General features: G+C 65.2%; 9 protein-coding genes and 1 pseudogene. All 10 read left to right on the top strand.

Going from position 1 to position 13,498, the window contains the following annotated elements:
* Positions 1-13: 13 nt before the first annotated feature.
* Entirely contained in the window at positions 14-1,150 is a 1,137-nt protein-coding gene (locus MBENS4_RS19975) for a capsular biosynthesis protein (protein WP_445321530.1), read from the top strand.
* On the top strand, positions 1,150-2,865 hold the full coding sequence (locus MBENS4_RS19970) for a hypothetical protein (RefSeq protein ID WP_052322563.1): 1,716 nt from the start codon (positions 1,150-1,152) through the stop codon (positions 2,863-2,865). Before MBENS4_RS19975 ends, MBENS4_RS19970 begins: the two co-directional genes overlap by 1 nt.
* Positions 2,866-2,885: 20 nt before the next feature.
* On the top strand, positions 2,886-4,169 hold the full coding sequence (locus MBENS4_RS19965; protein ID WP_039393998.1) for an XrtA/PEP-CTERM system-associated ATPase: 1,284 nt from the start codon (positions 2,886-2,888) through the stop codon (positions 4,167-4,169).
* Positions 4,166-5,042: pseudogene (locus MBENS4_RS19960) on the top strand (XrtA system polysaccharide deacetylase). The gene MBENS4_RS19965 and the pseudogene MBENS4_RS19960 overlap by 4 nt, the downstream one beginning before the upstream one ends.
* Positions 5,039-6,115 carry a FemAB family XrtA/PEP-CTERM system-associated protein gene (locus MBENS4_RS19955; protein WP_039393994.1) on the top strand — a complete coding sequence of 359 codons (1,077 nt, stop codon included), beginning with the start codon at positions 5,039-5,041 and terminating at the stop codon, positions 6,113-6,115. Before MBENS4_RS19960 ends, MBENS4_RS19955 begins: the two are co-directional and overlap by 4 nt.
* Positions 6,116-6,120: 5 nt before the next feature.
* Positions 6,121-7,335 carry a TIGR03087 family PEP-CTERM/XrtA system glycosyltransferase gene (locus tag MBENS4_RS19950; protein WP_039393990.1) on the top strand — a complete coding sequence of 405 codons (1,215 nt, stop codon included), beginning with the start codon at positions 6,121-6,123 and terminating at the stop codon, positions 7,333-7,335.
* Positions 7,328-7,873: an archaeosortase/exosortase family protein gene (locus MBENS4_RS27255; protein WP_255352687.1), complete on the top strand. Its 546-nt coding sequence runs from the start codon at positions 7,328-7,330 to the stop codon at positions 7,871-7,873. Before MBENS4_RS19950 ends, MBENS4_RS27255 begins: the two co-directional genes overlap by 8 nt.
* Positions 7,782-8,885: an exosortase C-terminal domain/associated protein EpsI gene (locus tag MBENS4_RS27250; protein WP_255352686.1), complete on the top strand. Its 1,104-nt coding sequence runs from the start codon at positions 7,782-7,784 to the stop codon at positions 8,883-8,885. Before MBENS4_RS27255 ends, MBENS4_RS27250 begins: the two co-directional genes overlap by 92 nt.
* 12 nt (positions 8,886-8,897) lie before the next feature.
* Positions 8,898-10,793: an XrtA/PEP-CTERM system amidotransferase gene (locus MBENS4_RS19940; RefSeq protein ID WP_039393983.1), complete on the top strand. Its 1,896-nt coding sequence runs from the start codon at positions 8,898-8,900 to the stop codon at positions 10,791-10,793.
* Between the two features lie 336 nt (positions 10,794-11,129).
* A complete protein-coding gene (locus tag MBENS4_RS19935) occupies positions 11,130-13,325 on the top strand; it encodes an EAL domain-containing protein (protein ID WP_242405025.1) in 2,196 nt (731 codons plus the stop codon).
* Positions 13,326-13,498: the final 173 nt, after the last annotated feature.

Raw genomic sequence — 13,498 nt, 5'->3', positions numbered from 1 at the left:
CGGGGAAGGCAAGATGAGCGAACCGGACAAGATCCCCGCCGACGACACGACGCCCGACGTGGCCGACACGCCGACCGATCCGTCTGGCAAGCCCGAAGGCGAGAGCCCCTCGCTGATCGAGCGTGCCGCGCGCCGCTTCGATTTCGGTAGCTTCATCGCGCGCCCCGATCCGCTTCCCGCCGATGTTGCGGCCAAGGCGGCGGCGAGCGGCAAGACGCGCCGGATCGTGCGCAACGACAACGCGGCCAAGCCGGCCGGAGAGCCGGAACCGGCTGCATCCCCGCCTGCCAGCGCCGCGCCGCAACCCCGCCGCCGGGCGAGTGACTTTGCACCTGCGCCCGCCGATCCGACACCCGTCGCGGCGGCTCCGGTGGAGCCGGTCCCGGAAGTCGTCGAGGAGCCGGTGGTCTTTTCCGGGACACGCCACCCCATCGACCGTGATCGCCTGGCCGAGCATGGCCTGATCGTGCCCGAGGGGGCGGTGACCGCGCTTCTCGAAGAGTTCCGCATCGTCAAGCGGCAGGTGCTGCCCCAGGCGGCCGAACTGCGTCGCAAGAAGGCGGGGCCCGCCGCGCAGCGCGTGCTCATCAGTTCGCCCCATCCGGGGGAGGGCAAGACCTATTGCGCCCTCAATCTTGCGCTTTCCATCGCGGCGGAGAAAGAGAGCGAGGTGCTCCTCGTCGATGCCGATTTCGCCAAGCCCTCGGTTCTCTCGATGCTGGGCCTGCCCGGTGGGCGCGGCCTGATGGACGCGCTGATGGACGAGACGCTCGATGTGGCCGACTGCGTGCTCGGCACCGATGTTCCGGGTCTGTGGGTCCTGCCTGCGGGCGAGGACACCAACACCGACAGCGAGTACCTGTCGAGCTCGCGCACGAAGCGTGTGCTCGACCGCCTGACGCAAGGCGCCCCGCAGCGCATCGTCATCTTCGATTCGCCGCCCGCGCTGGCCGCCTCGCCCGCTGCCGAGCTGGCCAAGCATGTCGGACAGGCGATCGTCATCGTGCGGGCGGACCGGACCGGGCAGGGGGCTCTTGACGATGCGATCAAGCTGCTCGATGGCTGCCCGAACGTGCAGCTCCTTCTGAACGGCGCGCAATTCAGCCCGAGCGGCCGCCGCTTCGGGTCCTATTATGGATACAAGGATTGATGCGCGGCCATTCCCTTCTGACCTATGCAGGCCTGGGGCTCGCCCTTGCCTGTGTGTCCGGGATCCATCCCGGCAGCGCCGCCGCGCAGACCATGGGCTATGGCGGGCTTGGCGGTGAGGACGCAGCCGGTCCCGCAGCCACCTCGGGCAATGGTGCTTCGGGCGGCGCGCAGGGCGAGAAGGCCACGGGCGGACGCCGCGTGGACATCCGCCCCTACATCGAACTCGATCAGATCGTCAGCGCCCAGCTTTCGCCGGGCAGCGACGTCCTGACCTATACCCAGGCCGCAGTCGGGGTCGACGCCGGGCTGCAGGGGCGGCGCACCGGGCTTTCGTTGTCCGCGCGCTATGCCCGCCAGATCGGTTGGGGGGATGCGCGCGACAGCGATATCCTGAGCGGTGTCGCGCGCGGCTATGCGACAGTGACGCCGGGCCTCACGCTTGAGGCAGGCGGTCTTGCCACGCAATCGAGCTTCTCGGGTGGATCGGCGCGCTACCTGGGCGGGGACGACCGGCGCACGGTCTACTCGGTCTACGCTGGACCGACCCTTGCCACGCGCGCGGGCGCGGTGGATCTTCAGGGCAGCTACCGCGCGGGCTATTCGCGGGTGGAGCAGGGCAACGCCTTCCTGCCGGCTCCGGACGGCGAGCGTGTCACGCGCAGCGAGGAGAGCGTGGTGCAGTCCGTCGAGCTTCAGGCGGGTGTCAAGCCGGGCACGGTGCTTCCTGTCGGCCTTGCCGTAACCGGGAGCGCCTACCAGGAGGATATCTCCGTTCTCGACCAGCGCGTGCGCGACATGCAGGCGCGCGCGATGGTAACCTTGCCGGTGAGCCGGACCGTACAGGTCGTCGGCGCCATCGGGTACGAGGATGTCGAGATTTCGAACCGCGACGTGGTTTATGATGCCGAGGATCGGCCCGTGATCGGGCGCGACGGGCAGTACGTGACCGACAAGAGCTCACCGCGTCAGTTGTCCTACGATGTCTCGGGCATCCTGTGGGACGTCGCCGTGATGTGGCGGCCAAGCCGACGCACGTCGTTCTCGGCACATGTGGGGCGCCGTTACGGCTCCACGACCTTCGGTGGCCAACTTGCCTACTCGCCCGATGACCGCAAGACGCTCAGCGTCTCGGTCTACGACAACCTGGCTGGCTTCGGCGGACAGATCAACCGCGCGCTCAACGACCTTCCGACGGATTTCGAGGCGGTGCGCGATCCGGTGACAGGCGATCTGGTGGGCTGCGTCAATTCGCTGGAGGGCAGCAACTGCCTTCCCGGCGTTCTGGGCGCGCTGCGCGCTTCGGCCTTCCGCGCGCGCGGTATCGCGGCCAGCTACACCATGCAGATCGGCCGCCTGAGCGCAGGGATCGGGCTTGGCTACGACCGGCGCAAGTACATCGCCGCGCAGGGGACCATCCTTGCCAGCGCCGATGGCATGATTGATGAAAACACCTGGGCCTCGCTCTACCTGTCGGGTCCATTGGGCCGCAACGCGGGCTGGTCGACCAACGGCTATGTCAACTGGATCACGTCGACCGACACCACCTTCGGCGATGTCACGACCTATGGTCTGGCCGCTTCCTATTACCACATGATCACGCCGCGCCTGCGCGGTTCTCTGGCCGTGTCCGTCGATGGTTCGAGCTACGACCTCGACACGGTGCGCGACTACTGGTCGCTGACAGGCCTTGCTGGCCTTCGCTACAACTTCTGACTTCGAGGGAGGAGTTCACGATGTTCGATGATTTCTACGGGCTCGAAGCCAGACCCTTCCAGCTGACGCCCGACCCGGCGTTCTATTTCGAGAGCGTGACGCACCGCAAGGCGCTGTCCTACCTGGGGTATGGCCTCGCGCAAGGGGAGGGCTTCGTGGCCATCACCGGTGAGGTCGGCTCGGGCAAGTCGACGCTGGTCGCCTACCTCATGGCCACGATCGATCCGGGCCGGATGACCGCGGCCAACGTGGTGACCAGCGCGCTTGATGGCGAAGAGATCGTCCATGTCGTCGCCCGGGCCTTCGGGGTCGAGGTCGACGGGCACGACAAGGCTTCCGCGCTTGGCGCCATCGAGGCCTTCCTCCACGAGGAAGCGCGTGCGGGGCGCCGTTCGCTGCTGATCGTGGATGAGGCGCAGAACCTCTCGATCACCGCGCTTGAAGAGCTGCGGATGCTCTCGAACTTCCAGCTGGGGGCACATCCGCTGCTCCAGACGCTGCTTCTGGGCCAGCCCGAATTTCGCACCACGCTGATGGAAAGCGACCGGCTGGAGCAGCTGCGCCAGCGTGTGATCGCAACCCACCATCTGACCGCGATGCAGCCCAAGGAAGTCCAGGCCTACATCGAACATCGCCTCACCTGCGTGGGATGGGATGGCAATCCCAGCTTCGATCAGCGCGTCTTTTCCGGCATCTACGAGGCGACGGGGGGCGTTCCGCGCCGGATCAACCAGGTCGCCAACCGCCTCCTGCTGCTCGGATCGGTCGAGCAGCGCACGCGGATCGACAGCGCCATGCTCACGCAGGTGCTGGACGAGATGAAGCACGACGGCACCATCGGCCATGGCCATGAGGGCGAAGATGCCCGAACCGCGCATCACCATCCCGACCATTCGCTCGACAACGGGGTGCCCGCCTCGGTCGCGATCGCGCACGAGGCTGCATTTGCGTCGGACGACGATGGGAAAAGTGCGGCAAGGACGAGCCACGCGGGGATCGACGCGCCCGCCGCCATTGCCCTGATCGAAAGTGCGCTGGCGGATCGTGACGCCCAGATCTGTGAGCTGCAGCAGGCGGTCGTCGAGCTCGCCAACAAGGCCGAAGCCCATGAAGCCCAGGCCCTTGAGGCGGAGGATCCTTCGGCGGAACTCGTGCGTAATCTCGAGGCGCAGCTTGCCGAAGCGCATGAGCGAACGGCGGCGCTGGAAGCCCGGCTCGACGAACAGGAGCGGACCTTGCGCCATGTCCTGACCATGCTGATCGAATGGGTCGAGGGCGGCGGAGACCAGCGCAGCGCGGCATGAGCGCGGTCGGGCCAAAGGCCATGATCAACGGCCTCTCGGTCGACGTCGAGGACTGGTTCCAGGTTGGCGCGTTCGAGAACGTGATCGCGCGCAGCGACTGGGATCGCCTGCTTGCGGGTGGAGCGCAACTGCGAGGCCGTGCTTGAACTGTTTGCCGAGGCAGGCGTGACCGGAACCTTCTTCACGCTGGGCTGGATCGCCGAGCGCGCGCCGGCCATGATGCGCCGGATCGCCGAGGCCGGACATGAGATCGCCAGCCACGGCTGGGCGCACGAACGGGTGTTCCGTCTGGGAGCAGAGGCTTTCCGCGAAGATCTTGCGCGCAGTCGCAAGGTCCTGGAGGATGTGAGCGGCACGTCCGTACAGGGGTACCGTGCGCCCAGCTTCTCCATCGATGCGCGCACCCCCTGGGCCTACGAGGTTCTGGCCGAGGCCGGATATGCCTATAGTTCGAGCGTGGCGCCCGTGGTGCACGATCACTATGGCTGGCGCGAGGCGCCGCGCTTTGCCTTCCACCCACTGGCGGGAAGCGACCTTGTCGAGATCCCCGTGACGACGGCCGAGGTCGGTGCAAGGCGGCTTGCGGCCGGTGGAGGCGGGTTCTTCCGTGTTCTTCCCTATGCCTTCACGCGCTGGGCGATCCGCAAGGTCAACGCCGAGGGGCGTCCGGCGGTCTTCTACTTCCACCCTTGGGAGATCGATCCCGACCAGCCCCGCGTCGAGGGGGCCCCGCTGCGCTCGCGGCTGCGCCACTACACGAACCTCCACCGTATGGCGGTCAAGCTGCAGCGCTTGACGGCCGAGTTCCGCTGGGGGCGGATGGACGTCCTGGCCGATGCCGAGCGTCGGCGCGCCGTGAGGCTGGCGGCGTGAACGCGCCTTTTGCCCCGGTCGGCACGCACGTGCGTCTGGCGGACCTGTCTGACCGGAACGAACGTGCCCGTATCGACGACTTCGTGCTGGCCCATCCACTCGGCACACCCTTTCATCGTCCGGCCTGGTTCTGCTCGGTGGCCGAGGCAACAGGCAACGCGGCGCTGGCGCTGGTGGCCGAGCGGGCGGGCGCGCTCTCGGGCCTTCTTCCACTCGACTGCATCTCCTCGCCGATCTTTGGACGGGTGCTGGCCTCAAGCGGTTTTGCGGTGGACGGCGGGCTTCTGGTTCAGGATGGGGTAGACCCGCAGGCGTTCTTCGATGCCGTGCGCGAACTGGCGGGACGCTATTCCTGTCCAACGGTGGAACTGCGCGGAGGTCTGCTTCCCCAAGCTGGAGGAGGCTGGGCGCTTCAGGACGGCTCCCATTGCACCTTTGCGCGCCCTCTCGCCCCGGACGACGAGGCGGAGCTAACGGCGATCCCGCGCAAGCAGCGTGCTGAGGTGCGCAAGAGCCTCTCGGCCGATCTGGAGGTCCACGCAGGTCGCGGCGAGGACGCGCTGGCCGAGCATTACCGCGTCTTTTGCGAAAGCTATCGCAACCTGGGCACGCCGGTTTTCCCGCGAAAGCTGCTGGGTGCCGTGCTCCGGGCCTTTGGCGAGGACGCGGACATCCTGACTGTGCGCCATGAGGGGCAGGCGGTGGCCAGCGTGCTGAGCCTTTATCACAAGGGCACCGTCATGCCGTACTGGGGCGGCGGGACCTGGGCGGCACGGCGGCTTCGGGCGAACGAACGCATGTATTTCGAACTCATGCTCCACGCCCGGCGCAAGGGGATGCACAGCTTCGACTTCGGTCGTTCCAAGACCCACAGCGGCGCCTACAACTACAAGCGCAACTGGGGCTTCGAGCCCCGCGCGTTGACCTACGCCAGCTGGACCGCACCGGGAGCGGCGATGCGCGATATGAACCCGCAAAGCGCGAAGCGGGCGCTGCAGGTGAGGCTTTGGCAGCGCCTGCCGCTGGGCATTGCCAATCGCCTCGGCCCTCTGATTGCGCGCGGGATCGGGTAGGCACGATGCGCGGCGAGATCCTTTTCCTGGCCCATCGACTGCCGTTTCCGCCCGACCGCGGGGACAAGATCCGCTCGCACCATGTGCTGAAAGCGCTGGCGCGGCTTGCCCCCGTTCATGTTGCCACCTTTGCCGACGATCCGGCCGATTGGGACCACGAGAAGGAACTGGCCACCCTTGCCGCAAGCCATTGCCTTCTGCCCCGCACCAAGAGCGTGCCGCGCGCGGCGCTGGAAGCACTGGCGCTTGGCGTTCCGGTCAGTCTGCGCGCGTTTCACGATCCGCGCCTCGCCGCCTATGTCGATCGGGTCCTGGCCCACGCGAATATCGCGGTCATCTTCATCTTCTCCGGCCAGATGGCGCATTATGTCCCGGAGAGCTTTGCCGGACGCGTGGTGACCGATCTTGTCGATGTCGATTCGGCCAAGTTCGAAGCCTATGCGAAGGATCACAGGGGGCTGCGCCGATGGATGGAGAGGCGTGAAGCCCGTCTCCTCGCGGCCGAAGAGGCGCGAATTGCCGCGCGCAGTGACGCCACGCTGCTAGTCAGCGAAGCCGAGGCCGAGTTTTTGCGGACACGTTTGCCACAGCCATCCGCGCGCGTAGCGTCCATGGGCAACGGGATCGATGCACAGACCTTCGCGCCGGACGTGGTGGAGCCCGAGCCCGGGATGCGCGCAGCAGGCTTCCCGCGTCTCGTGTTTACCGGGCAGATGGATTACGCCCCCAACATCGCCGCGGTCGAGCGCGCCACGCACCAGATCCTGCCGCGTGTGCAGGAGCATTTCCCGCAGGCAAGTCTCCACATCGTGGGCCGTAATCCCACGCGTGAGGTGCAGGCGCTGGGGCGGGAAGAGGGCGTCACGGTCTGGGGCCGCGTTCCCGACGTCCGCCCCTTCCTGCAAGCGGCGGACATGGCGCTCGTGCCGCTATCCATCGCGCGCGGTGTTCAGAACAAGGTGCTGGAAGCGATGGCGATGGCGCGCCCGGTGGTCCTGACATCGGGCGCGGCAACCGGCATTGCCGCGCGCGATGGGGTGGATTTTCGCGTCGGGGATACCGACGAGGACCTTGCCGCGGTCATCGTCCACTTCGCCACCCATGCAGACATCCGGCGGGAGATGGGCATGGCGGCGCGCGCCTGGGTCTGCCAGCACGCCAGTTGGGATGCGGCAGTTTCCGGTCTTGAAGGTCTGTGCGTGGGGGGCTGCGATGCCTAGCGCTGCATTCCCCACGGCCTTGCGCGATCTGCGCGCGCGCATTCCGGGCCCATGGCGCACACCGCTGATGACACTGGTTGCCGCCTGGCTTGTGCTACTGGTCGGATTTGCGAGCGATTGGGGCGCCATGGCTCGCCAGTGGTGGGACATCTCGACCTACAACCACATGCTGCTGATCCCGCCGGTCGAGGTATGGCTTGTCTGGCAGCGCCGTAGCCAGCTGGCGCGCCTGGCACCCGCCGCCTGGTGGCCGGGCCTGGTCCTGGCCGCAGGCGCGGCATTCGTGTGGTTGCTGGGCGGCGTGTCGGGGCTGGACCTCGCGCGCCAGGCGGGCGTCGTTGCTTTGCTCGGAGCCTGCGTCCCCCTGCTGCTCGGGCCGCGCGTGACCATGGCCCTGTGCTTTCCGCTCTTCTATCTCGTGTTCATGGTGCTTCGGGGAGGAACTGGTGAAGCCGCTCCAGATGGTCACGGCCGAGATCACCATTGCGCTGACCCGCGCGAGCGGTATTCCCGCCGTGATCGAAGGGGTCTTCATTGACACACCGGCTGGCCTCTTCAAGGTGGCCGAGGCCTGCTCGGGCGTGAAGTTCCTGATCGCGATGGTGGCCTTTGGCGTCCTTGCCGCCAACGTCTGCTTCGTGCGCTGGGGGCGGCGCCTTGTCTTGCTGGCCGCATGTGTGGTCGTGCCGATCCTGGCGAACGGGCTGCGCGCCTGGGGGACGATCTACGCCGCCCAGCAGGTGGGGATAGAGGTGGCCGCGGGCTTCGATCACATCGTCTATGGCTGGATATTCTTCGCCGTGGTTCTGGGGCTTGTCATTGCCGGGGCCTGGCGCTTCTTCGATCGGCCGTTGGAGGCCCCGATGGTCGACCTCGAAGAACTCGCGCGCAGCCCTGTCCTGGCGAAGCTGGAAGCGATCGGACGCGGCAGGAGCCTCATGGCCGTATTGGCCTTGTGTGGTCTGCTCATGGGGGTGAAAGTCTGGGCCTGGAGTGGAGACCGGCTGGCCGCGCCCCTGCCAGCCCAGATCGCCTTGCCCGAAGTCCCAGGCTGGCACCGTGTTGATTATACGCCTGAAGTCTGGTGGGAGCCGCGCGCGCAAGGGGCGGATCACCGCCTGCTGGGACGTTATGCGGACGGGAAGGGCAGGACCGTCGATGTTTTCATCGCGCTCTATTCGGGCCAGGGCGAAGGCCGTGAGGCCGGCGGCTTCGGGCAAGGCGCGGTGATGCCCGATAGCCCCTGGGCCTGGTCGGAACCGGCGGCCGCTCCCCAGGGCGGTCACGGCGAACGTCTGGTCGCGCATGGCCAGCTCGAACGTCTGGCGATGACCTGGTACCGCAATGGAGATCTCCTTTCGGGGAGCAATGCCCGGCTCAAACTTGCCGTCATCGAGGATCAACTCGTGCTGCGGGCGCAGCCCACGCTCACACTCATCCTCTCCGCCGAAGAGGGGGAGGGCGAAAGGGCCCAGCAGAGGATCGGTCACTTCCTGGAGGCGACCGGCGATCTGTCCCTTTGGATGGACGCCGTGGCCGGGGTGAGATAGGGCACATCCGCCATGTGTGGAATTGTGGGCATATATCATTTGGATACACCCAAGCCGGTCGATCCGGCGCGGGTGGCGGGCATGTGCGATGCGCTGGCGCATCGTGGCCCCGATGGCGAAGGTGTCTGGACGGCGCCGGGGGTAGGGCTTGGGCATCGCCGCCTTTCCATCATCGATCTGGCCGGCTCGCCCCAACCGATGGCCTCGAGCGATGGCCGGGCGGTTCTGGTATTTAACGGCGAAATATACAATTTCCGCGAACTGCGCCGCGAACTGACGGCCGGCGGCGTCCATTTTCGCACCGATGGCGACAGTGAGGTGATCCTGGCGGCCTGGCAGCGTTGGGGCACGGACTGCCTGCAGCATCTGCAGGGCATGTTCGCCTTCGCGATCTATGACCTGGAGGCACGCAGCCTGTTCCTCGCGCGCGACCGTTTGGGCGTCAAACCACTGTTCTACGCCACCTTGAGCGATGGCAGCGTCATTTTCGGGTCCGAACTCAAGGCCCTGCTGGCCCATCCGCTGTTGCGGCGCGAGGCGGATCCGCTGGCGGTCGAGGACTACATGACCTGGGGCTACGTGCCCGATCACCGCGCGATCCTGAAAAACGTGCACAAGCTGGCGGCCGGCCATTTCCTCCTCCTGCGCCACGGCAAGCCGCTGCCGGTGCCGAACGAGTGGTGGGACGTGAGCTTTGCAGGGCGTCGATCCGGGCGCCGGGCTGCGCTCGAAGAGGAACTTCACGCACTTTTGCAGGAGGCGGTCCGCTCGCGCATGGTCGCCGACGTGCCCCTGGGAGCGTTCCTGTCCGGCGGCGTCGACAGTTCGAGCGTGGTTGCCTTCATGGCGAACGCGGGCGCGCAGCCTGTGCGCACCTGCTCGATAGGCTTTGATGTCGCGGGGCTCGACGAGACCGCTTACGCGCAGAAGATCGCCCAGCGTTTTGGTACCGACCATGTCACGCGGCGCGTCTCCCCCGACGATTTCGAGGCCGTAGAGGCCTTGGCGGACATGTTCGATGAACCCTTCGCCGATGCCTCGGCGCTTCCGACCTGGCGCGTCTGCCAGCTGGCTCGAGAGCATGTCACGGTGGCCCTGTCAGGTGATGGCGCGGACGAAGCGCTGGCAGGATATCGCCGCCATGTCTTTCAGCGTGCGGAAGATCGGGTGCGCGGCGCGCTTCCCGCGTCGATGCGCGCCGCGGTGTTCGGCAGGCTTGGCGCGCTCTATCCCAAGGCCGACTGGGCGCCGCGTCCCTTGCGGGCCAAGTCCACCCTGTTGGCGCTGGCGGGCGACAGTGCGCAAGGCTACGCACGCGCCTTGGCCTACACCACGCCGGAGCTCCGCGAGGGGCTTTATTCCCCGGAGTTCCAGCGGTTGCGTGGCGAATACCGCGCGGAGCAGCCGCTCGAGGCGCTGATGCGCAAGGCGCCGGCGCGCTCGGGGCTGGACCGCGCCCAGTACGCCGATCTCAAGTTCTGGCTACCGGGCGATATCCTGACCAAGATCGACCGGACGAGCATGGCGGTCGGTCTGGAGGCGCGCGAACCGCTGCTCGATCATCGCCTCGTCGAATTTGCCGCCTGCCTGCCGGAGAACCTGCGGGTGCGGGGACGTCAGGGCAAGTGGCTGATGAAGCAGGCGATGCAGCGCCATCTTCCCGAGGACATCCTCTATCGCCCCAAGCAGGGTTTCGTAACGCCTATCGCGCAATGGTTTCGGGGGCCGCTTCAGGAAGCGGCACGGGAAATCGCACATGGCAAGGGGCTCGCCGCCACAGGCTGGTTTGACCAGCACCATCTCGGGCATCTCGTGGAGCAGCATGTGTCCGGCCGGAGCGACCACGCGCGGTTGCTCTGGCAACTGCTTATGCTTGAGCGCTCGTTTACCACGTTGGGATTGGTCTGAAATGGCTTGAATTCGGCTGTTTCCGGCTTTCTGCAAAGGTGTGCGGCAAAGTTAAGATTAACTACACATATTTTTAGGATGTTGCCCCTAAGAGGGTCGGACAAAACGTCACAGATGGTACGTAGATGACGAATTTTGGTTGCAAATCCGAGGTGACTTTGCGCGAACGCGGCGTGGCTGCGGGCTATGCTTGGGCACCTGTTGCCTCAGGGCGCCTGAATGGGGACTTCGCCTGACATGATCGCGCGGCTTCGCCAGTACTGGAAGAGTGCCCGGTTCCGGATCGTGTTCTGGGCCACGTTCACCGGGCTTGCGCTCGGTGTGAGCGGCCTCAGCGTGCCGATCGAGGACGTCTTGCGTAATCTGCGCGTGCCGCTGCGGTTGCATCCCTCCAACGGTCAGACTGTAATGGTCCTGATGGACGATCGAACGCTTGGCGCGCTCGACAGTCTCGACGTCTCGCGTGGGGATGATGCGAAGCTTTTGGGCACGCTTTTCGGAGCTGGAGCGAAGCGGGTTTTCTTCGCCCGCCTTCTTCCTGAGCAGGCGAGGCCGGAAGATCGTGACGCATTCATCGCGCAACTGAAGGCGCATCCAGGACGCGTGTTTACCGGCGCCCTGCCTAGTTCCGACCAGAAGCCGGGCAACTACGCGGCGCGCGTGCCGACAAGCGCCTATGCGCAACACATCGAGGTCGTCTCGCTGTTGACGCTGCATCATCCGTTCAACATCGGGTTTGAAATGCCGTTCGCCTCGGACAGTCCGATCGGCCAGATCCCAAGCATGTCGGCTGCCCTTGCAGGCGTGGAAGGCGATACCAGCACCCTTTTTACCCCGGACACATCGATTGATGTCCGTTCCTATCCCGAGATCAGCTACATTGATGTGCTGCGTGGGGATTTCATCCGAGAGAACGTGACGGGGAAGGATGTCATCGTTCTCGCCGCGGCCGCCAACTACAACGACATCCATAAGATTGCGGGCCAGAACGGAAGCGTTCCAGGTGGCTATATCCAGGCTCTGGCGGGGGAAACCTTGCAGCAGGGACTTCCGCGCAATCTTGGGTGGCTCCTGCCGCTGGTGATCGTGGTTGCGATCATTGTCACCGGGACCGGGCGTGGCCGTGTGCTCGACTGGAAACGTTCGGGCGCACTTCTCACGGTCATCGTCGCGGCTCCATTCATGCTGGAATACGTCCATGTCTCAATGGAGGTGGCGCCCGCCTTCGTGGTGGCCCTGACAGCTGTTCTGCGCATGCGCAGTCTCGACAGGGTCGAAGTCGCGAGCGAAACCAACGCGGGATCGGGCCTTCCGAGCGTCCAGGCCCTCCGCAATTCGTCCGAAAAGTCAAACCGGATTCTCGTCGCCCTCAAGATCCGCAACTATGGCGCGATCATCGGCAGTTTTGCCGAGCATGTGGAAGCCAACGTCGCCCGCGAGATCGTCCGGCGCATTCGCATCAGTGACGATACCGCGACCGTCTATCACGAGGGGGGCATGTTCATGTGGCTCTCGTCGATCCGCAATGCCTTCGATCTCTTCGAAAATCTGGAGGGGCTTCATCGTATCGTCCAGAACGGCATCCAGGTCGGTGGTCTCGATATCGACCTCTCTTTCAACTGCGGCGTCGATTCCGAGTTTGATCGCACCATGTCGACCCGAGTGGCCGGAGCCATGCAGTCGGCGGAAGAGGCCATTCGCAATGACGAACTGGTCTACCAGCACGACAGTCGCAAGCATGAAGCGCAGTGGGAAATCTCGCTGCTGACCTCGCTTGATCGCGCGATCGACAACGGTGAGGTCTGGGTCGCCTACCAGCCCAAGTTCGACCTTCGCTCGAACCGGATCTGCGGTGCCGAAGCGCTCGTGCGCTGGACCCATCCCGAGCGTGGTCCGATCTCGCCCGAGAAGTTCATTCGCATCGCCGAGGAATTTCATCGGATCGAGCGCATTACACGGTTCGTGGTCGACGACGCCGTACGCTGCGGGGTCGAGATGATGCGGGAAGGCCTCGACATCTCGATGTCGGTCAACATTTCGGCACAACTGCTGCGCAATCCCATTCTGCCGACGATGATTTCGGATATCCTGGCGCTGCATGGCCTGCCCGCCGACCGCCTGATCCTCGAGATCACCGAGACGGACAAGCTGGACCGCAGTTCACGAACCTATCAGATGCTGCAGCGGCTCGTGCAGTCGGGGCTGCGTCTCTCGATTGATGACTTCGGAACGGGCAATGCGACCCTGGACTACCTGCGCTACCTCCCGGCGAGCGAGGTCAAGATTGATCGTTCGTTTGTTTCTTCCATGGAAACCAACAAGGATGATCTCGTACTCGTGCAGTCGATCATCGAAATGGCGCATTCGCTGGATCGCACCGTGGTCGCAGAAGGTGTGGAGACCGCAGTCGGCCTCGACATCCTCAAGCAGCAGGGCTGTGACATTGTGCAGGGCTATCACATCGGCCGGCCTGTGCCCTTCGCTGACCTGGCACTGATGATCGCGGCGGGGCAGCTGAAGCTCCATGGTTAAAAAAGTCTTGAGTTTGAGTTAGCTAACGGTTAACCCTGTGTCTGTCGCAGCAATAGCGACGGTTCACATGGGGAAATACAATGCTTACTGGTTACTGGTGGGGCTCGTTCGGTCAGTAATATCTGACTGACATGACTGGCTACAGGCCTTTCATGGCTCATTAAAAAGAAGCC

This window comes from Novosphingobium sp. MBES04 (genome assembly GCF_000813185.1).
GTDB lineage: Bacteria > Pseudomonadota > Alphaproteobacteria > Sphingomonadales > Sphingomonadaceae > Novosphingobium > Novosphingobium decolorationis.
Note: the sequence above shows the minus strand (reverse complement) of the source record. Positions and strands in the feature narration are given on the sequence as shown.